This is a genomic window from Pelolinea submarina (assembly GCF_003966975.1).
GTDB classification, from domain to species: Bacteria; Chloroflexota; Anaerolineae; order Anaerolineales; family Anaerolineaceae; genus Pelolinea; species Pelolinea submarina.
The window spans coordinates 2952902-2972703 of the sequence record NZ_AP018437.1 but is presented as its reverse complement, the minus strand read 5'-3'; the positions used below and the strand labels follow the sequence as shown (position 1 = coordinate 2972703).

The following is a 19802-nucleotide window of genomic DNA, read 5'->3' as shown; positions in this document are numbered from 1 at the left end:
CCTTATTAATTTTTAGGATGGAGAAAAATAATGAAACAGATTTCGGCGATATTGGCAGCGGTATTGGTTCTTGTCAGTCTGGCGGGCTGCAGCGGGTCAAATCAGGTGGATGTGGACGCTACCGTGCAAGCCGGTATTCAAGGCACGCAAGCCGCCCAAGCTGGTGTGCAGTCGCAGGTGAATGAAGCCGTTGCGGCTACCCTGACGGCCATGCCCACGCCGACGCTTGTACCGCTGGAAGAACTCTCAGAGGAGGAATTGGCCCAGTCCGTGGAAGATTCGGTGGACGAAGCTGTAAGCGCGGCCGATCAGGCCAGCGATGCATCCGATAGTGCTTCTTCTGATGGTGAAATTACCCAGGATGAACTGGAAGACCTTTATTATCTTTATTATTTAGCCATCGACGAAGCCGAGCAGGCTTTAGCTTTGGCTGAGGATTATTACGATCTTTACGCCGAGTTGTTTGATCTGACCATTTCTGAATTGGAAGATATTGAGGCACAGCTCCAGTATATTGAGGAATCTGCTGCGGAAGTCCTGACCGTTCTGGACGATATTTCCCAAACCCTGGCGCAGGGGGGTGAAATTGCCCAACAGACTATCGAAAACTTACAGGAATTGGGCCAGCAGGCTGCCCAGCACGCGGGTGAGATTCAGGAGCGCTTGCCGGGTTGGCGGGATATCCGTACGCAGGAAACGGATTCCCTGATTAATCAAGCCTTAGCGGTTCTGCCAAATGATATTGCCGAAACAAGGGCCGGGGCTGTTTCGCAGGTGAAGGAGTACATTCAATCCATGCAGAACGCGGTCAGCGATGGACGTTTCAGCCTGGATGAGCTGAACACAATCAGCCAGTTAGGTGCCAATGCGGCTGCCAGCCTTTCCCATTTCGGCGGCGGCGACCTGGCCGGCCTTTCGGATGCGGTCAATGGCCTGACGCGCAATTTTGCCGGCGGCCAACTGCCCGATATCAATCGCGGCCTGGGTTCGCTGCAGAATTCCCTACCTTCGATTCGTTGATTTGCATTATCGATTTAGGACTAACAGATTTAAAATAAAAATGTATAATTTTAGAGAGAGAATATGGAAATCAAAACAATCAACGTAGAAAAGCCTGAAGAGGTCAATTTTATCTTTGGGCAATCGCACTTCATTAAAACTGTGGAAGATATCCATGAAGCACTGGTCAATACTGTCCCGGGCATTAAATTCGGGCTGGCTTTTTGTGAAGCGTCGGGAAAATGCCTGGTGCGCTGGTCCGGTACGGATGAGGAAATGATAGAACTGGCCAGGAAAAACGCCACGCAAGTCGGAGCCGGACATAGTTTCTTTATCTTTTTAGGAGAAGGTTTTTTCCCGGTCAACGTTTTAAACAGCATCAAGATGGTACCGGAAGTTTGTCATATTTACTGCGCAACCGCAAATCCGGCCAAGGTGCTGGTTGCGGATTTGGAAGGGAGTCGCGCGGTATTGGGGGTTGCGGATGGGGAATGCCCCAAGGGAATTGAAGGCGAAGAGGATATAAATTGGCGCAAGAGCTTTTTGCGTCAAATAGGATATAAAGCATAATATTGATTGAGGAGAGAGGAGAACACGCATATGAGTAAAAAACTGGCTTTATTTTCAATTTTGATTGCGAGTTTGTTGGTTGGTTGTAGTGTTGTACCGCAATTCAAACAGGCACGTGAGGACTACCTGGAAACACGGGTAGTGGAAATCCTGAGTGAAATGCCTACCGCTGAAGCTCAACCGACAGAAAAAGTGATCGCCGAAACCGAGGTCGCTGCCACGGAGGAACCTGTTGCGGAACCCACCGAGGAAGTAACCGCAGAGCCCACCACGGAAACGACTGAGGAAGCTACCGCGGAGGTAACGGCTACCGAAGAGGCTACGGAAGAAGTCTCGGCCGAATCCAAGGGTATGACTGAATCGTATGATCCCAAGGTTTACCTGGGCGATTCCGATTGGGAAGATAAAATGACTACTGTAGGCAGTTGGCCTTTGGGTACCGACCTGAGCTCAGCCACCTACGAAAATGAAACCCTGATGATCACAGCCCTCTCGGACAAATTCTCATGGCGTATTGCTTCCACAGGCGCTTTGGGCGATGCGTATATCGAGGCTACCATCAAAGTCGGCGAGTGTTCCGGAGCGGACAGCTATGGCATCATCTTCCGCGTACCTGAAAACACCGGCTATAACCGCGGTTATCTCTATGGCATTGATTGCAAAGGTAAATATTCACTGCGCAGTTGGGACGGTATGACCGGCGCCAGCGGCGTAATGACTTACCTGCAGGAACCGACGGAAAGCAGCCTGATTAAAACCGGCAGTAACCAGACCAATCGCCTGGGCATTATGGCGGTCGGTGATCGCCTGGTCATGTATGCCAATGGCGAAAAATTGGGCGAGGTAAAGGACAATATGTACTCTACCGGTTTCTTTGGCATCTACCTCAAACGGGATAAGACCGCTGACCTGACCATTTATGTGGATGATGTCGGTTACTGGAAAAATCCCACGATTAAATAATTAACTCGACAATGCGAAGTCCCGCCTGAAACCAGGCGGGACATTTTTTATCATTCTTCAGAAAGAAACTCCCTCTCCCTGGGGGACAGATTCAGGGGCGAAGGGAAAAAGACTGCACCTTCAAGTGCGGTTTTTTTTATTCAAAGGCTTCATCCGGATAGACTTTCCAACCCATATCATCCAGGTTGGATAACTCGAAGCGGCCTTTGGGAATATTCACCAGGGTGGTCTTTCCTTCGGCCAGCAATTCGTCCGTCTCAGCGTCATAAATGCCGGCCCAGGCCTTTGCGCCGTGACCGCGGTCTTCCAATATCTTTCCGATGATTTTTAGCGGTTTACCGGTGGGGACATTCTTGCGGTAAATCACCTCGATTTTGGCCGTGAACATAAAACGCGGGTTATCTGCCGGGCCCATCAATGCGCGCCCGCTGACTTCGTCGATGATGGTGGCAATGATGCCGCCGTGCAGCATTCCCGGATAGCTCTGAAAATGATCCGGCGCCGTGTAGGTGGTCTCGACTACACCGGGTTCCGTTTCAAAAATGCGCAATTTCAACCCTACCGGATTTTCCAAACCGCAAATAAAACACATTTTGGAATTAGGCTGGGGCGTTTTTTCTGTCATGAATTGCCTCCGTAATGAAAAATGAGTGTTAACCTGAATTTGGAATCAAATTCGTCAACGGGTTAACCCCGAAAAATTAAATAAGGTGCAATATTTTCCACTAATGTACACAAATTGGCAAATTCCATGTAGCGCAAGTAATTTTGCCTGCGATTGTCTTTGAGACATATCCGTGTCCATCCGTGACAAAATACTACTCGATGATCTTTACCACCTCGATACCATTCAGCGCCATTTGATACAGGAAAACTTTATGCAAGAAATCTCCCGGGTGGGGTGTGGCGCCGATTTGGCGTGCTAACGCCAGTGGCAGATCGTAGGTGGCTACGCAATTTTCCGGCACAATCACACGCCAGGGCAGATGGTAAGCGTTGGCCTTGGCGCGCAGATGGATAGCCAGCAGGTAGGTGCAAATGTCCGTGCAGTCGCCCACAACCACGAAAGTATGCACCTCCGGCCGTTCCGCGATCCAGCTGTCCAATACGGTGTTTTCCTGCGAATCGATGGAGTTTTTATGAATTAACTTCAATTCGGAATAGAACGGCAGTGCTTTAATTTCTTCCACTGTGTCCGCTTCTTCCGAGCCGCAGATGGCATGCTGAGCGAAAGCCTGAAATTCCAGCGCGTCCGGCGTGTGGCAGTCCTGGATCAAGGCGATATTGCGCAATCCGGCTTTCCAGCCATGCTGCAGCAGGTCGACAATGGGCGGGATGATGGCCGCCACGCGCGGGCTGGACAGGCTGCCGGCTTTACAAAAGCCATTGGTAATGTCCACCGATAAAATGGCGCTCTGGCTGGGGCTGCTGAACACTTCATCCTGTGAAATAGCCGGCAAATTAGCCAGCCATTGATCTAAATAATCTAAAAATTCTTTGTCTGTCTTGTTCATTTGGATACCTCGCAATCAGCGTCTATCATAACCCAAACCCCGCTTTTAGAAGGGTAAAGGTTATATTAAAAATGGTTTGGGGAAGTCAAAGATGGATTAAAGGGTTGGTATCAGGCTCAACCTACTCGCGCTCGGTAGCCTGTTTGGCCAGCATGGGAGTGATGGTCTCGATGAAGCTGTCGTAATCCTTGCATTTGATGATCTGGTTCACGTAGATCGGTTCGCACAGTATGATGATCAGATCATTGAAAATCTCTCGGAAGATGGAACGGTCTTCCTTGGCTATCCCGATCAGGATGATGATGTTGACGCTATTCTCGCCCCACTGCATCCCCTGCGCGTTGATGACCACCGACATGAAAGAGCGTACCGCGTTGTGGTTGAGTGAATGCGGGACCGCAACGAAATTACTGAACGAAGTGGAGGACAGGTTTTCGCGTTCGATCACTTCATTCACGAAAGTGTTCTTACAGAGGCCCAGCCGTTCACATTCGGCCGAAAGGGCTTTGATCATCGCGAATTCATTTTCCGCGTAGAACTCCCTGCGGAACAGCTCCTTGCCGATAAAGCGTTTGATGTTTTGCACCACTGCTACCTGTTTGCGCTGTTGTTTAATGGCGTTGACCTCTTTGCGGATGGATTCGATATCTTGGTTGGTGGGAAAGATGTTGATCTGGATAGCTTTGGCTGCTGTTTTGAGCGGAAAATCGACGGTGGAAATGACGATATCGCTGTCGATCTCGGCTTTATTGACTTCGTTGACCGATACGATACGGGTGAATGCAATTTCGTGTTTAAACGCTTCCTTCAGGTGGGTCAGGGCGATCTGGTGCAGGTTATGGTACTGCGCATACACAAACGTACAGGTGACCAAGTCGGCTTTGCCTTTCTTCTTCTCCAGATAAGCACCGATATAGAAGGCGATAAAAGTGATCTCATCTTCGCTGATGGTGATGTTCTCGGTATTACCGATGTCGCCTGCCAGGAAGACCGCCATGTCATAGATCAGCGGGTAGGAAGTCTTGATGTTGATGGTCAGGGGGTTTTTCATCGTCAATTTGTTGTGTGCCCGCTGGATCATGTTGTCAATGTGAATAGTGAAGTTCACGATGAAAGTATCTTCGAAGGGTTCCAGGTAGTAAATTTCTTCTAATTTCCTGACAGCCTTCCGGGTGAGCGTGATGAAATGATCGTCGATGAAATCGCCTATGTTTTCGGTTGTTACCAGTGAATAATTCTGCGGGTTGCTGTTGCTGGCGATGATCAACGTCAGGTAATACAGTTCCGCGCTGGAAATGTGGATGCTGTACTGTGCCTCGATCAGGTCTTTTACCTCGTTGGCGATTTGGTAGAAAGTGGAATCTTCGATCTTATTCTGAGGAATGTTTTCCGCGATTTGTTTACCCTTTTTTATGCGGTCAACGATGACCAGCACGTGCAGCAGCAGGTTGTTTAACCCGAAATCGTTGAGATGAAAATTGTGGTCCTTGAAGACCTGCATGACGCTGTTACGCAGGTCCTGTTGTTGGTTGATTTCCAGCGACAACCCATTTTCGGCGAACGCGACGAAGTTGTTGTCATTTTCGATCGACAAGAGGTAGTAGATCAATTTTCGCTTATCCCGCTCGTTGCCTTTGATGAAAATGTTGTTCTCGGTTCGCTCGATTTCCAAGGAAAAACCCGCCAGAATTTCACGAGACTGCTTCAGGTCGTTGTACAGCGTGGATTCGCTGATGAACAACTCATCCGCAAGGTCGTAAAAATCACTTTCATTTTGTGAATTGATCAACTTGCGAATGATGAAAAGCGGGCGGCTGGAGGGAGATTTGTGCGCCTCCTCATCCACTTTTTCCATAGCTTCGTGGTTGAGCCGGTAACCCTTGTAACTGGAAGTGATCAATTCAGCAGCATATTCGTGGTTGATGCGGGCCACGTGATTGCGGATGGTACGTGGAGTGGTATGGAAGATCTCCGATAGAAAGGTGGCGGTAACCCAATCATCCTGGCTCTGCAGGATTTCGAGGATTGCTTTCTTATTGAGTTTACCGGGTTTAATTTCAGTCGCTGTCATCTTTCAAAGTATAGCATTATGGCTCGCCGCTCAGGAAGGGAACATTCCTCCTGAGATTTTCCCATTCCAAAGAACTTTCCCAATGTCAGGAAGCGGTTCGATTTTGGTTCTTTGGGCAATAAAAGTAATATGAAGAAAATCTAAACAGGTTGCTGCCATCAGCAGGATGGCGTTTAAAATCTTTGTGGAAAGGAGGAACGTTTGAAAAAAATACTGATAATTTGCGGTTCTGGCGCTTCCAGCGGTTTCATTGCCCAGAACATACGCAAGGCTGCGAAAGCAAAAGGTCTGGAGATTAGCGTGAAAGCGGTGAGTGATACCGAACTGGAAGACTACCTGCCGGATTACGATCTGGTATTGGTCGGTCCGCATTTGAAACATCGCATGGTTGAAATTAAAAAGATCGTAGAACCTTATAAAGTGGAAGCCAGAATGATCGATCAACAGAATTATGCGACCTTGAACGGAGCAGCCATTTTAGAGGAAGCGCTGAAAGACTTATAAAAATATTATTGACTGAGAAAAGAGGAGTAAATAATGGCAAATGATGTTGCTAAGAAAGGCTTTATGCAGAAATTCATGGATTGGATGAGCGATGTCGTCTCACCCAAACTTGAATCCGTGGCCAACAACGCCTGGATCTCTGCACTGCAAAAATCAATTCTTAAAACCGTTCCAATGGTGTTGGTAGGTTCCCTCATCACCGTCTTCCGTGTCGTTCGAAATTATGTTCCTTCCCTGCCGGACCTCACGCCTATCCGGACCTATACCTTCGGCCTGTTGTCTATCTTCTTCACCTTTTTGATCCCGTATTACGTAATGGAAAACAAGAAGAACAACAAGATGAAATACGTGGCCGGCTTTACCGCCATTTCCCTGTTCTTCATCATGGTCGACCCGGAGATCAGCGATGCGGGTTACCTGTATAACTTCTCCAACTTCGGCGCCGGCGGTATGATCGTCGCCATCGCGGCGGGCTTGTTCACCGCTTTTGTAATGAACCTTTTCAACAAGATCACCTTCTTCAAGGAAGATTCCGCCATGCCCGATTTCGTGCGGGAGTGGTTCGACTCCATGATCCCGATCTTCCTGGTGGTCTTCGCTGGCTGGTTGGTCGTTATTCAGCTCGGCTTCAACCTGTATGATTTCATCGTGAACCTCTTCACCCCCATCATGAACATTGCGCAATCCTGGCCCGGTATGGTGCTGCTGTACCTGATCCCCACCATCCTCTATTCCATGGGTATCAGCGGTTGGGTCTTCCAACCCATTCTCGGACCGGTCACCCTGTATGCAATTTCCGCCAACGCGGAAGCGGTTGCTGCCGGTATGATGGCTCAGTTCCCCTTGACCGATGAGGCCACCACTGCCTGGTTGAGCCTGGGTGGTCGCGGCGCTACCTTCATCCTGGTCTTCTTGATGATGATGTCGAAGTCCAAGAGCTTGAAGGCTTTGGGCAATGCTTCCCTGGTTCCCAACCTGCTCAACATCAACGAACCGGTGGTCTTTGGCGCGATTGCCTGGCAGCCCATTCTGATGATTCCTATGTGGCTGATCGGTTTCATCCTGCCCACCATCACCTACGTGACCCTGAAGGCCGGCCTGGTGCCGATCCCTTCTGAGGTATTCTCAATGTGGTATTGCCCCATCGGCATTTCCAGCTGGCTGGTTACCAAGAACATCAGCGGTGTCATCCTGACGGTGGTCAACCTGCTGGTTTCCCTGGGGATCTGGTACCCCTTCTTTAAAGTTTACGAAGCTCGTAAAATTAAGGAAGAAGCTGAAGGTGCTTTAGCCGAGTAATTCTTCGGGCAGACCTTGTAATTGGTGCTAAACAACCAGAAGATTTTGTAGGTTTTAGTCAAAAGGGCTGCCAGTAGCAGCCCTTTAATAATGTTTTCGAGGTTTTGAAATATGGAAGAAAGTACGCAGAACAAAGAAATGGACATGAGCGAAGCAGCCATGCAGATCATCATTCACGCGGGCGATGCGCGCCTGTACACTATGGAAGCAATCGACGCGATGGGTGATGAGGATTTCGGTAAAGCGCGCGAACAGCTCAAGCTCGCGACGGAAAAATTAAAAGCCGCCCATATCGTGCACACTAAAGCCATTCAGGATGAGGCCCGGGGAGTTGCCCTGCCGTATTCACTGCTTTTTACGCACGCGCAGGATACCCTGATGACCATCAAGAGTGAATTGCTGCTGGCCGAACACCTTTTAGGTGTGTTCGAGAAGTTGAATAACCGCTTGGATGAATCCAAAAACCATGGATAAACGCCAAAGGTCTGCTTTCCCGCAGGATTTTCTGTGGGGCGGCGCGATCGCGGCCAATCAGGCCGAGGGTGCCTACAAAGAAGGCGGTAAGGGTCTTTCGATCGCGGATCTCCATTTCTACACCAGTGAGAAAACGTATGGCAGCATGAAAGAAGACGCGGCACTCAAGAACGTCAAGCAATCCCTGGTTCTTGATCCAAACAAGTATTACCCCAAGCAAAGCGGCATCGATTTTTATCACACCTACAAAGAAGACCTGGCATTGATGCAGCAGATGGGGTCGCAATGCTTCCGCACGTCTTTCAATTGGCCGCGCATTTTCCCCAACGGCGATGAAGAGCAGCCCAACGAAGAAGGCCTGTTGTTCTATGACCGGCTGATCGACGAGATGCTGGCACTGGGAATCGAACCGCTCATGACCATTTCACACTACGAAATGCCGCTCCATCTGGTCAGCCAATACGGCGGTTGGGCCAACCGTAAGCTGGTTGATTTTTTTAGCCGATTTTGTGAAGTTTTGTTTGAACGTTATCATTCTAAAGTCAAGTACTGGATCACATTTAATCAGATCAATTTAATCTCTTTCAATTCGGTCGGCTTGCTGCGCGACCGCTATGAGAATTATCAGCAGGCAACCTACCAGGCGATACACCACCAATTGGTTGCGCAGGCTATGGCTAAAATGATTGCATCGCAATATCGCTCGGACCTCATGGTTGGCACCATGTTGAGCGATAAGATCGCCTATCCCGCCACTTGCAAGCCGGAAGACCAATTATTCAGTTTGCGCAAGAATCAGATGCAATACTTCTTCTCGGATGTGTCCATGCGTGGTCATTATCCCGGTTATGCTTTTCGTTACTTCGAGGAGAATGGCATCCAGGTGGAGTTTGCTCCCGATGATGAGCAGCTTCTCCAGCAGTATCCGATGGATTATCTGGCTTTCAGCTACTATTACACCAAGCTGAATGACTCTTTTAAGGACAGCTTCGACCCAACCGACAAGAGCAGCAACCCTTACCTTAAATCCAGTGAATGGGGCTGGGAGATCGATCCGTTGGGGCTGCGCATCGCGTTGAACAATTATTACGACCGTTATGAATGCCCGCTGTTCATTACCGAGAATGGATTGGGCGCGCACGATGTGGTGGAAGCGAATGGAGAGATTCACGACCCTTACCGCATTTCCTACATCAATGACCATCTGGTGCAGATCGCGGAAGCCATCCGCGATGGGGTTGAGGTTCTGGGTTACTGTCTGTGGACCCCGATTGACATCGTCAGTTGCGGCACTGCTGAAATGTCCAAACGCTACGGGCTCATCTACGTCGATCGTGATGATGAAGGTCAAGGCAGCGGAAAGCGGTTGTTGAAAGACAGTTATTTTTGGTATAAAGATGTTATAAGGACAAATGGCGATAAATTGGAAAAATAATTAGGCTGGTGTGAATTATCTGTCTTTGTAAATTATGAATCGAGTACAAATGTGGAACAGTGTAAATACGTTATAACGGATGAGTTGGGTATCCATGCTCGCCCTGCCGGCCAACTGGTTCAGTTGGCGGGTAAATTCGCCTGTGAACTGCGCCTGGTCAACGCGCAAGGGGAGCAGTGTGACTTGCGGCAGGTCTTCAAAGTACTAAGCCTGGGCGTCCGCTGTGGGGACCAGGTGACCGTTGTGGCCGACGGCGTCGACGAATCCGCTGCCTGCGCGGCTTTGCAGGCTTTCCTGCGCGAGAACCTTTAGCATCCTGATTGGTTTGGTTCTGGTGGCAGATCATCCGAAGGCGGGCTTGAATCTAGTTATAATTACACAGTGACCGAACAAATCATTTTTGCCGAGAATTTACCCGTTTTACAGCAGATACCCTCTGCTTCCATTCCCCTGATCTATATCGACCCGCCGTTTAATACCGGCCGCACCCAGTCGCGCAAACGCATCAGTACCGTTTCATCCGAAAATGGCGACCGGGTGGGTTTTCAGGGCAAGCGTTATGAAACCCAGGTGTTAGGCGAAAAAGGGTACCGGGATAACTTTGATGATTACCTGGCCTTCCTGGAGCCGCGCCTGCGGGAAGCCTACCGCATTCTGACGGCCAACGGCAGTCTGTATTTTCACATTGATTTCCGCGAAGTGCATTACTGCAAAATCCTTTTGGATGAAATTTTTGGACGCGACAGCTTTATCAATGAAATCATCTGGGCTTATGATTACGGCGCGCGCACGCGCAAGCGCTGGCCGCCCAAACACGATAACATTCTCTGGTATGCCAAAGACCCCAAGGATTATGTTTTCAATTACGAGGATATCGAGCGCATTCCTTACATGGCGCCCGGTTTGGTCGGCAAGGAGAAAGCCGCGCGCGGCAAGCTGCCCACCGATACCTGGTGGCATACCATCGTAGCCACCAACAGCCATGAGAAAACAGGTTATCCCACCCAGAAGCCCTTGGGCATCCTGCGCCGCATCATCCAGGCATCCTCCAATCCCGGCGATACCGTGCTGGACTTCTTTGCCGGTTCCGGCACCACCGCCGCCGTCTGTTTGGAACTGGGCCGGCATTTCATCATGGTGGACAATAATCCTCAGGCGCTGGAGGTCATGGCCGAGCGCTTCAAGGGCCATACGGATATTGAGTGGGTGGGTTTTACACCGGAAAATTGTTCCTCGACGAAATAGAAAACTTAGGGCATATTGCTACTCGTACTCAGTAGTGTTGAGCAAATATGTTTTTATATAATTCCAGCGATTCGCCGGTTGTAGATAACAACTCCACAAATAGAAAAAGATCCCTGAGCTTGTCGAAGGGATCTTTTTTTTTCGGAATGATAAAAGGACTAACTTTTCCAGCCAATCCCAAAGTGCGTGATGCGGATGTTCTGCTTGGTGGGGGTGAGTTTGACCTCATCAATGTTATCGACTTCTGCCTGCCACTTATCCTGAATCGCCTGCTTCTCGTCCTCCAGCGTCTGCTGGAGCTCTTTCAATTGTTCCTGTAGATCTTCCAACGCGGCCTTGGCTTCCTCCAGCCGCCCTTTGGCGTCCGAAGACATGCGGAACTTGGTGGCGGAGGAGGATACGCCGGTCAATTTCTTCTTGCTGGCGAATTTCAATAAGGTTTCACCCACTTTTAGTGCGGTGTCGATATTGCGCGAGGTGGCCTCTTTTTCCAGTTTATCCACTTTGGCCTGCGCTCGCTCAACTTTCCCATTCAGCACAGTTTCTTTGCTGCGGTTGCTGGTTTCTAATTTCTTGATCTCTGCCTGGGCTTTATCGGCTGCGGCGGCCTGCGCCTGCTTCAGGAATTCCACATCGCTCACTTCCGGTCCGGCGCTGATGCCCAGCGTTTTGCTGCTGCGCACGCTGACCGTGTCGGTCTCGAAAATCCAGTGTTCGAATTCCTTTTCCTGCGTGGACCACCAGCTGGATTTCTGCATGAATCCCGGCAAGTTGGCCAATTTGGCTTTGGCAGGGGCACTGTTGGAAATATCCTTTTGGCCCAACTCACTGACGAAATCCTCCCATTTTTGGCCGGTTTCGCGCGGGTCATCTACCAGCGCGCTGATCACACGGCTGGCATTCACGCTGGGACTGCGTGACAGATAACGCACCTCGGCAATGGCCAGCAGGCAGGGTTTCAATTCGGCTGCGTCCGCGGTCAAAAAATACTGAGGGACACCGCTGCCCACTGCGCTTTCGGCGGCAGCGCTTTCTGCGCTTCTGGGGGTTGCGGTTGGCGTGCTCTTTTGGGCTGGTTTGGCGGCCGCTTCGTAGGGTTGCGCCCCGGCCAGCGCGTTCAAGGCAGGCACTTGAGTAAGCGTCAACGGCCCGGCCAGATAACTCATGGCCCAGCGTGTGCCGAAGATAGCCGGTTTTTTCTCGTGTACGTTGTGGTACAGGAAAACACGTTTGCCCAGCGAGGAAATCAGTTTGTCGTATTCGCTGCGCTGAATACCGCCGGCCGCGCTTTCCAACCCGTCCAGCAGGCGCTGTTTGTCCTGGTCGGTTTGCAAACGCCCGATCATCCAGGTGCCGGTGTTGGATAGGGCTTTGTAATCCACGTCCACCGGGTTTTGCGTGCTCAGCACCAGGCCAACACCAAAGGCGCGCGCCATTTTTAACAGGCGGATGATCAACGGCTTGGATGGCGGGTTGGCAACAGGCGGCAGGTAGCCGTGAATTTCGTCAAAATAGACCAGCGCGCGCAGGCTGCCCGTGCCGCTCTGCTTGCGCATCCAGGTATCTACAGCCGAGTACAACAAGGTGATGAAGAACATACGCTCGCTGTCGTTCAGGTGTGCCAGGAAAAAGACGCTGTGGCGCGGTTTCCCGTCGTCCGTGTAAAGCATCTTTTCAATGTCCAGCGGCTGCCCTTCAATCCAGGGTTGGAAGGAAGGCGAGGCCAGGAAGCTGTTCAACAGCATAGCCAGCTCGCCGCGCTCTTTCTTGGGGAAGAAATCATCGATCGCAAAAGCGCCCAGTTTTTCCAGCGGAGGATTCTGCGTTTGCAGAATCAGGTTCTGTAAATCCAGGGAGATGCCTTGCTTCCAGTTATATTCAATGATGTTGGAGAGCAGGATGTGTTCCCGCGAACGCAGCGGATCGATCTCTTTCAAGCCAATCAGCGTCAGAACAGCGGTTACGGTATCGGATATCTTGTCGCGCAGGGTTTCTTCATTTTCGTCCCAGGAGAGCTGCGGCGCTTCGAATGAGGCCAGAATGCTGACCGGAATGCCGCTGCTGGAACCGGGTGTGTAAATTTTCCGTTCTACCGCATCTTTTAATTCCTGAATGTTTTTGCTGCCCAGGTTCCAATCGGCCAGCCCTTTCTTCCACATAGCGGCGGTCTCGGCCGCGGTTTGGGCGGTGGTCTTGTCTTCACGAGCCGCGCTGGCGGGGTCCATCCAGGGTTCGAAATCTTCCGCTTTTAAATCCGGAAAGGTCAGTAGCAGGTTGGTCAAATCCCCTTTGGGATCGACCATGATGGCGGGAATACCTTGCAGCGCCGCTTCCTCAAGCAGGCCTATGCACAAACCGGTTTTTCCGGAACCGGTCATGCCGGTCACGATGGCGTGCGTGGTCAAATCAGGCGGGTCGTAGCTGAGAACGTCATCGGTCAACACGCCCTTCTTGAGATCGAAAATTTTGCCCAGATAGAATTCTTTATTACTGCTCATACCTTCCGCCTTATATAAATATGATTAATTTGATTGTATTATAACCAGCACCAATTCGGTGCAGGATTTCGGCCCATTATGTATAATCAGATTGAATACAACGACATATTATTATGAGCATAGATTTTATTTATTATCCACTGGTTTTTCGCGCCGGAAGGGAAGGGGAAGCCATTCCCGGTATGCAGGTAATGCAGGCACCGGCGATAGCCCACCGCCATCGCCAGCGTGATTTGTTGGCAATGCTGTTGACTGTTTCCGGTGACCACCGCTATGACCCGGAAGAGATTCAAACAATTACGCAGGCAGCAGCCGAATCCTTCTTCCAAATACAGGGATCGGTCACCCGTGCCATGCAGGCCGTGGCGGATACCCTTAATAAACAAATTTTCGACCGCAATTTGGACCGCGGCTATGAGGGAGTGCGTGCCCTGGGCACGCTCAACCTGGCGGTGCTGCACAATAACTGGTTGTTCCTGGCCCAAGTCGGGCGCACCCAGGCGGTTTTTATCAATCCTGCGATGGTGGATATATTGGCCGAACCGGCTGATTCCGGCGACTATCTCGGCCTCAGCAAGCGCCTTCAGGTGCGCCTGGCGCAAACCGAAGCCCAACCGGGGGATATGCTGCTCTTCTGCGAACAGCCTCCGGCTTCCTGGACGGTGTCCAACCTGGCCGGCAGCTGCGGCCTGAGCATGCCTCAGGTCAAGCGCCGCTTATTGAACCAGGTCAGCGCGTCATTGGAAACCTTGTTGATCCGGTTTGCGGAGGGACGCGGCCAGGTCGAGGCGGGTGATTGGGAGGAAAGCCCGGCACAATCTCCCGCGGAAGCCGAAAATGCAGGAAGTGCCTGGCCGGAAGAGACTTTGCCGACCCTTACTGAACCGCAGTCGGAAGAACCAGCTTCTCAACCGTTTTATATGCCTGCCGGTGAGCAGCTTGACGAAACCCCCGATGCGGATGATTTTTCTTCGGAAACGGACGATTTTCAACCCCGCTATCCGCAAGCAGAAGAGCTCGCTGAACCCGAAATGGATTTCATGACCGGTGATCAGGATGAATCCGTGACGGTTATTGCCGGGGAAACGGAAAGACCGGCAGCCGGAAGTTCCGCAGCTCGCACCGCACCGCCGCTTGCAAATGGGTATGGGGCTTTTACCGTTGCCCTGGCCAAAACATGGATGAAAATGAAAGCCTGGAATGCCAATATCCGGAACCGCTCGCAGCGCCTGACCGGACGTTTCCGGACTGCCCAACCTTCCCAACTCCCGCTCAGCCCCGGCTCCCCGCCGCTGCTGATGGTAATTCTAGCGGTTGCCATTCCATTAGTGCTTACCCTGGCTTCGCTCACGGTTTATAACCAAAGCGGCCGCTCTCAGGAACACCAGAGATTGATGACGGAAGCCCAGCAGGCTGTCAATATCGCCCGCGTCAGCGAGGATGTCGGCGAACAACGGACTTATTGGGCCCAGGCTTTGGATTTGGTCACTCAGGCGCAGGAGTACGACGTAACTCAGGAATCACAGGCTCTTTTTGAACAGTCCCAGTCCAATCTGGATAATCTCGATTTAGCCGGCCGCCTGGATTTTCGTCCGGCATTGACGCAATTCTTCCCGGATGGTGTGGTCGTCTCGCACATCGAAGCCAATTCCTCCGGTGTGTATCTGTTAGACAAAACTTCCGGCAGCGTGCTGCGCATTTCCCTCAACCCCAAGGGATTCTATGAATTGGATACCGAATTCGACTGCGCTCCCCGCCTGTATGGGTTGACCATGGTCAGCCGCCTGGTGGATTTCACGGTCTTGCCGGCTAACTCGGATAATTTCCGCGTTATGGCGATAGATGAATCCGGTAACCTGCTCTACTGCCGGACTGGTGAGGTGCCTGTCTCGCGCACTCTTTCGGCGCCGGCGACCGGCTGGTCGCGCATCATCGGCGCCGCGTTGGACGATAATATCCTCTATGTATTGGATGCGGAACAGGATGCCATCTGGATGTTCGAAGGGCAGAATCCTCAAGATCCTGAAGCCAGCGGTATTATCTTCTCCGAAAGTCCCATCAAATTCCTCGATGAGGATGTACCTGATTTCGGCGGGGCTATCGACCTGACAGTCAATGAAGAGGATTTATACGTACTGCACGCGGACGGGCATATGACCTTGTGCCAGTACAGCGCGCTGAAGGATGTCAAACTGACAGAGTGCCAGGATCCGGCTGCCTATAGTGATAATCGCGCGGGGCGTGAAAAGAAACCATGGATTTTCTTGGATTCACGCTTTGAAATGCTCCAACAAACAGTTATGCCGAATGCCGCCATCTATATTTTGGATAGCGCGAATAAATCAATTGACCAGTTCAGCTTCCAATTGAATTTGGAAAAAGTTTGGAGACCGCAAGCCAACCGGAATTATCCTTTGCCGGATAAGGCTCCCACCGGGTTCGGTATTTCTTCGGATATGGAAGTATTCCTGGCTTACGATAACCAGTTATATATTGCGCCGCTGAATTAGGCCCTTTTTTGGTGCAGCCACAATTTCAAATGACCGATGGACCAGGTGTTGATCACCTGGTCGGATTTTAAATCCGCACGGCGTGCCAGGGCAATACCGAAGCGCGAATTAGCCATCATCCCCGAATTATGCGAGTCACTGTTGAGCGCGATATACACGCCCATATCTGCGGCCGCACGCGCCTTTTTATCGTCAAAAATGGGGTGCGATTTATGCGAATTGATTTCCAGCGCTACCTGGTTGAAAGAGGCTGCGCGGTAAACGCGTTCCCAATCCAAATCGATCACATCCAGCATGGGGTAAATACGCCCGCCGGGGTGGCCGATAATATTCACGTAAGGGTTTTCAATCGCGCGAATCAGGCGCGCCGTGGCGATTTCCCTGGGCTGGTCAAGTTGTACGTGCATGGAAGCCACAACCAGGTCCATTTTTTCAAGCAGTTCAACCGGCAGGTCCAGCGTGCCGTCGGGCATGATGTCCACTTCCACGCCTCTCAGCACGGTAAATTGACCGGCCAGATCTTGGTTTACCCGGGTAATTTCTTCGGCCTGCTCGTAGAAATAGGATGCGTCTTGATACTTGGAGAGCAGGAAAGGCGAATGATCGCAAATGGAAATAAATGAGAGACCGCGCTGGATGCCGGCTTCGGCCATTTCCGCGATGCTGTTCTTGCCGTCACTCCAGGTCGAGTGCACGTGCAAATCGGACTGGATATCCGCAGGACTTACCAATTCATTGAGGTGATATCTTTCCGGAAAGTCCACTTCGTCGCCGCTTTCACGCAGCTCCGGAGGGATCCAGGGCAGGTTCAATTTCCGGTAAATTTCCTCTTCCTTCTCAACTTTTTGCAGGAAAATGCTGGTATTTTCGTTGCTTTCAAACAATTGGTAACCCTTTTTCAGGGCTGCCTGTGAAAGCCTGGCAAGATGGTTATCTGAACCGGTGGTTCGCAGCAGCTGCCCGATATAGTCTTTTGGCTCTGCCAGCCATACAACCAGTTTGATGCCGGAGTGCAGCAGCAGACTGAGGTGAGTGGCGTTCTCTTCCTGCACAAAAGTAGGGTAGATGGCGTCTTTGATACTCGTTTGCGCTTCTTCCAAATTGTCTGCGGCCAGCACAATATCGATGTGTTCAATGGAATATTTACCGCGGCGTAATTCCCCGGTTACTGCTCCATAGCGAATTTCGGGCAGTCCGATCAATCGGTTCAACCACTGCTCAGCCAACGGCATTGCTTCGTGGCTGCTGAATTTTTTGAAAATTTCAAATTCGTAATTACTTAAGTCTGGAACCGTCATAAAAAACACTCCTGTCTGAGTGTGTAGGTATTTTAATTGCCAATAAGTCGAATAGGTTAATCGCTTCTTAAGAATTTGTAAAGGTAATTGTAAAAACAGGTTTTTTTGAAGGCAATCCGGTGGACGGATTCGCTCAAGATCACATATCAGGGCAGCCAACTGGGTGTGCGGCCGCCGCTCAGTAACAAACGATTTTGACCGCCGGCAATATCCCGCACCCAGATTTCGTAATCTTCTTCTTTGTGGCTGACAATGCTCATCTGGAACAGGAAGTATTCGCCGCCAGGATTCCAGGAATAATGGCTGCCGAACTTGGTCATGTCGTTCATGACTGGTGTCTCTTCCTGTGTATCCATATTGTAGATGGTCAGAAGTTTTCCGGGAATTTTTGTGTTGGGTTGAATGGATGCCGCCACAACATTTTGGAGCGGGTGGCATTCCGGGTTGTCGTAACTCATCCCCTCTCCTTCAAGGTTGCCGCCCAATACGGTTTCGATTGTGCTCTTTTCGATATCTGCCCGCAGAACGACATTGTGGAATGAGGATTCTCCGATGATCAGGTTGGCATAGTACAGCGATTTGCTGTCGGGCGACCAGCAGCCGGTGTCGCCGCTGGAGGATTCCAACAGGAAGGTTTCGCCGCTTTTACGGTTGACCAAGGTCACGCCGCCACTCGCCCCGTCCCAAATGGAAAGCCATTGGCCGTTCGGGCTCCATTTTGGCCCGTAACCGATTTTTTGGTCATCCTCGAATAGCGGTGCGGTTTCCAGGCTGTCCAGGTTCAACATCCATATACGCGGCGCTCCCTTGGCGCCTTCCGGGGTTAAACCAGCGGCCTCGCGTGTGTAAGCCACCTCACGGGAGACCGGCGACCAGGCTGCCGCGCCGCAGCGGTCGCTGCCGCATTCCAGCAGCATGTGCTGTTCGGAACCGTCCCGGTTGACGATCCATAAGTCCGCCCCGAAGTTGTCATTGCGGGCGGAAAATATGATTTGTTCCCCATTCGGAGAAGCAGCATAGTTCAGGATACGGCCGTCGCTGTTGGTAATCTGCTGCAGCGGGCTGTTTTCTTCCAATCCCAGTGAAAATAGTTCCTGCCCGTCTTCCTGAATATATTTAAGCGTCAGAATGCGCGGTTGCCGTACAGTCAAAGTCCAGCTCTGCGCTTCCTTAATGCGTTCGCCGTTTTTCCCTGCCGTTCCACTCAGGAAAGTCAGGGTTATGTTTTCCCCAACGGACAGGGGCGTATTGGCATGCCAAATGGCGTGGCGTTCGTCCTGCCACTGCCACCAGCCGGGAATTTGGGGATCGGTCTGCCATAAAGCGCTTGCTTCGGTCGAGTTAACCGGCCGCGAGAATGTAAAGGCTATCCCGCCCAGCGGGCTAATGGGCTGCTCTTGGGGCTGGTCCAGGCTTACTCGAACCGGCAGCAGGCTGCCGAATATAATCACGACTGCCAATAAGACAGCGCTGGCCAGGATGACGAATAATACGGTACGGTCGAATTTTTTCATGGGTATAAGTATGGTTGCTCCGGTGCGGAAACAGGCTGGATGGAGGCTGCGTGGACCATAGGAACGGTCTGCGAACCGATTTGCATAACATCCAGCGTGCCCTGCACGTTGATCCAGGTATTATCTTCAAAATTTACATCTTGCGGCCAATCTACCGTCATGCCCACCGCGAATGCGTCCGCAACGCAGCAGGTGATGATAAATCGACTCACCATGAACTCGCCCTGCGGCAGGCGCGGATCGTGATAGACAAATCCAATCACGTTGACGTCCTCTCCGATATAGGCCGATGGATCGCTTTCATAGTTGAATAATTTTACCCAATCCAGAATGGTACGGTCGTCTTGCCGGACCGCCAGGGAATCTGTCGATTGCTGGGAGATGCTCACAGGGGCGTTTAGGCTGATTCCGCGCGTGTCCAGTGATGCGCTGGATAATGGTTGTTCGGGCGCGGCCAGTCCGATGATCAGCGGCAGGCTGAGAATTAACAGCGCGCTGCGCGGCGGCGCTTCCGCTGCCGGCCGCCCCGGTAAATTATGAAAGTATCGCAGGAGCAGCAGCCAACCCAGCAGGGCTGTTAGGACATACACGCCCAGGATCAGTATTGTTTTGGGGAGGAACAGGGTTAACAATACCGGTGTAACTGTGAGGCCGAATGCCTGGAAGATTAGGATATTTTTGTCAGGCGCATGTTCCACCTGTTTTTCGGCAGCTTTTGCTGCCAGGTGCAGCCATCCGGCGGCGGCCATCAGGCATAGGGCGCCGACCGCGAACAAGGTCAGCGGGAAGAAACGCGCGTTGATGTAATAACTCAATTTACCACTGGCCCATTTATCCGCCAGGTAAACAGCCAATCCAAGGGTAATCAGAAATTGCAGGTATTGTCTTTTGGCAGTCTTGTCCATGAG

General features: G+C 51.3%; 17 protein-coding genes. 10 read left to right on the top strand and 7 right to left on the bottom strand.

All coding sequences use genetic code 11. From position 1 onward, the window contains the following. Positions 1-30: 30 nt before the first annotated feature. The 3 genes from Pelsub_RS13175 to Pelsub_RS13165 all read left to right on the top strand — a co-directional run bounded on the left by Pelsub_RS13175 (position 31) and on the right by Pelsub_RS13165 (position 2532). Positions 31-1020 carry a hypothetical protein gene (locus tag Pelsub_RS13175; protein WP_116225501.1) on the top strand — a complete coding sequence of 330 codons (990 nt, stop codon included), beginning with the start codon at positions 31-33 and terminating at the stop codon, positions 1018-1020. A gap of 63 nt (positions 1021-1083) precedes the next feature. Next, on the top strand, positions 1084-1569 hold the full coding sequence (locus Pelsub_RS13170; RefSeq protein ID WP_116225500.1) for an adenosine-specific kinase: 486 nt from the start codon (positions 1084-1086) through the stop codon (positions 1567-1569). Positions 1570-1599: 30 nt separating this feature from the next. Further along, positions 1600-2532: a LamG domain-containing protein gene (locus Pelsub_RS13165; RefSeq protein WP_116225499.1), complete on the top strand. Its 933-nt coding sequence runs from the start codon at positions 1600-1602 to the stop codon at positions 2530-2532. A 136-nt stretch (positions 2533-2668) separates the two neighbouring features. On the opposite strand, the gene Pelsub_RS13160 is transcribed toward Pelsub_RS13165, so the two are convergent. The 3 genes from Pelsub_RS13160 to Pelsub_RS13150 all read right to left on the bottom strand — a co-directional run bounded on the left by Pelsub_RS13160 (position 2669) and on the right by Pelsub_RS13150 (position 6117). Beyond that, a complete protein-coding gene (locus Pelsub_RS13160) occupies positions 2669-3157 on the bottom strand; it encodes a PaaI family thioesterase (protein ID WP_116225498.1) in 489 nt (162 codons plus the stop codon). A gap of 193 nt (positions 3158-3350) precedes the next feature. Then, complete coding sequence (locus Pelsub_RS13155) at positions 3351-4046, bottom strand: cysteine hydrolase family protein (RefSeq protein ID WP_116225497.1); 696 nt, start codon at positions 4044-4046, stop codon at positions 3351-3353. A gap of 121 nt (positions 4047-4167) precedes the next feature. Continuing rightward, a complete protein-coding gene (locus Pelsub_RS13150; RefSeq protein WP_116225496.1) occupies positions 4168-6117 on the bottom strand; it encodes a BglG family transcription antiterminator in 1950 nt (649 codons plus the stop codon). Between the two features lie 201 nt (positions 6118-6318). Here Pelsub_RS13150 and Pelsub_RS13145 point away from each other — a divergent pair, with 201 nt between their 5' ends. The 6 genes from Pelsub_RS13145 to Pelsub_RS13120 all read left to right on the top strand — a co-directional run bounded on the left by Pelsub_RS13145 (position 6319) and on the right by Pelsub_RS13120 (position 11074). Next, positions 6319-6621 (top strand): PTS sugar transporter subunit IIB, encoded by a 303-nt coding sequence (locus tag Pelsub_RS13145; RefSeq protein WP_116225495.1) that lies wholly within the window; start codon positions 6319-6321, stop codon positions 6619-6621. Positions 6622-6654: 33 nt separating this feature from the next. Next, positions 6655-7920, top strand: coding sequence for a PTS sugar transporter subunit IIC (locus tag Pelsub_RS13140; protein WP_198418362.1), 1266 nt, complete (start codon positions 6655-6657; stop codon positions 7918-7920). Positions 7921-8031: 111 nt separating this feature from the next. Further along, positions 8032-8394 carry a PTS lactose/cellobiose transporter subunit IIA gene (locus tag Pelsub_RS13135; RefSeq protein ID WP_198418361.1) on the top strand — a complete coding sequence of 121 codons (363 nt, stop codon included), beginning with the start codon at positions 8032-8034 and terminating at the stop codon, positions 8392-8394. After that, positions 8387-9829: a glycoside hydrolase family 1 protein gene (locus tag Pelsub_RS13130; RefSeq protein WP_116225494.1), complete on the top strand. Its 1443-nt coding sequence runs from the start codon at positions 8387-8389 to the stop codon at positions 9827-9829. The genes Pelsub_RS13135 and Pelsub_RS13130 overlap by 8 nt, the downstream gene beginning before the upstream one ends. A 51-nt stretch (positions 9830-9880) precedes the next feature. Next, positions 9881-10141, top strand: a complete 261-nt coding sequence (locus Pelsub_RS13125; RefSeq protein ID WP_116225493.1) for an HPr family phosphocarrier protein — start codon at positions 9881-9883, stop codon at positions 10139-10141. Positions 10142-10210: 69 nt separating this feature from the next. Then, positions 10211-11074, top strand: coding sequence for a DNA-methyltransferase (locus Pelsub_RS13120; RefSeq protein ID WP_116225492.1), 864 nt, complete (start codon positions 10211-10213; stop codon positions 11072-11074). A 158-nt stretch (positions 11075-11232) separates the two neighbouring features. Here Pelsub_RS13120 and Pelsub_RS13115 read toward each other — a convergent pair whose 3' ends face one another. Further along, complete coding sequence (locus tag Pelsub_RS13115; RefSeq protein ID WP_116225491.1) at positions 11233-13572, bottom strand: type IV secretion system DNA-binding domain-containing protein; 2340 nt, start codon at positions 13570-13572, stop codon at positions 11233-11235. 113 nt (positions 13573-13685) lie between these two features. On the opposite strand from Pelsub_RS13115, the gene Pelsub_RS13110 reads away from it, so the two are divergent. Continuing rightward, positions 13686-16082: a hypothetical protein gene (locus tag Pelsub_RS13110; protein ID WP_116225490.1), complete on the top strand. Its 2397-nt coding sequence runs from the start codon at positions 13686-13688 to the stop codon at positions 16080-16082. Here the strand turns inward: Pelsub_RS13110 and Pelsub_RS13105 are convergent. The 3 genes from Pelsub_RS13105 to Pelsub_RS13095 form a co-directional block, all read right to left on the bottom strand. After that, on the bottom strand, positions 16079-17380 hold the full coding sequence (locus Pelsub_RS13105) for a DNA polymerase/3'-5' exonuclease PolX (RefSeq protein ID WP_158675115.1): 1302 nt from the start codon (positions 17378-17380) through the stop codon (positions 16079-16081). The genes Pelsub_RS13110 and Pelsub_RS13105 overlap by 4 nt on opposite strands. 146 nt (positions 17381-17526) lie before the next feature. Next, a complete protein-coding gene (locus tag Pelsub_RS13100) occupies positions 17527-18894 on the bottom strand; it encodes a TolB-like translocation protein (RefSeq protein ID WP_116225488.1) in 1368 nt (455 codons plus the stop codon). Next, positions 18891-19799 (bottom strand): TIGR03943 family putative permease subunit, encoded by a 909-nt coding sequence (locus Pelsub_RS13095; protein ID WP_116225487.1) that lies wholly within the window; start codon positions 19797-19799, stop codon positions 18891-18893. The genes Pelsub_RS13100 and Pelsub_RS13095 overlap by 4 nt, the downstream gene beginning before the upstream one ends. Between the last annotated feature and the right edge of the window lie 3 nt (positions 19800-19802).

Excerpts from the sequence above, each read along its gene's own strand:
- Pelsub_RS13175 (WP_116225501.1), top strand. The coding sequence starts at position 31 with ATGAAACAGATTTCGGCGATATTGGCAGCGGTATTGGTTCTTGTCAGT.
- Pelsub_RS13170 (WP_116225500.1), top strand. The coding sequence starts at position 1,084 with ATGGAAATCAAAACAATCAACGTAGAAAAGCCTGAAGAGGTCAATTTT.
- Pelsub_RS13165 (WP_116225499.1), top strand. The coding sequence starts at position 1,600 with ATGAGTAAAAAACTGGCTTTATTTTCAATTTTGATTGCGAGTTTGTTG.
- Pelsub_RS13160 (WP_116225498.1), bottom strand. The coding sequence starts at position 3,157 with ATGACAGAAAAAACGCCCCAGCCTAATTCCAAAATGTGTTTTATTTGC.
- Pelsub_RS13155 (WP_116225497.1), bottom strand. The coding sequence starts at position 4,046 with ATGAACAAGACAGACAAAGAATTTTTAGATTATTTAGATCAATGGCTG.
- Pelsub_RS13150 (WP_116225496.1), bottom strand. The coding sequence starts at position 6,117 with ATGACAGCGACTGAAATTAAACCCGGTAAACTCAATAAGAAAGCAATC.
- Pelsub_RS13140 (WP_198418362.1), top strand. The coding sequence starts at position 6,655 with ATGGCAAATGATGTTGCTAAGAAAGGCTTTATGCAGAAATTCATGGAT.
- Pelsub_RS13135 (WP_198418361.1), top strand. The coding sequence starts at position 8,032 with ATGGAAGAAAGTACGCAGAACAAAGAAATGGACATGAGCGAAGCAGCC.
- Pelsub_RS13130 (WP_116225494.1), top strand. The coding sequence starts at position 8,387 with ATGGATAAACGCCAAAGGTCTGCTTTCCCGCAGGATTTTCTGTGGGGC.
- Pelsub_RS13115 (WP_116225491.1), bottom strand. The coding sequence starts at position 13,572 with ATGAGCAGTAATAAAGAATTCTATCTGGGCAAAATTTTCGATCTCAAG.
- Pelsub_RS13110 (WP_116225490.1), top strand. The coding sequence starts at position 13,686 with ATGAGCATAGATTTTATTTATTATCCACTGGTTTTTCGCGCCGGAAGG.
- Pelsub_RS13105 (WP_158675115.1), bottom strand. The coding sequence starts at position 17,380 with ATGACGGTTCCAGACTTAAGTAATTACGAATTTGAAATTTTCAAAAAA.
- Pelsub_RS13100 (WP_116225488.1), bottom strand. The coding sequence starts at position 18,894 with ATGAAAAAATTCGACCGTACCGTATTATTCGTCATCCTGGCCAGCGCT.
- Pelsub_RS13095 (WP_116225487.1), bottom strand. The coding sequence starts at position 19,799 with ATGGACAAGACTGCCAAAAGACAATACCTGCAATTTCTGATTACCCTT.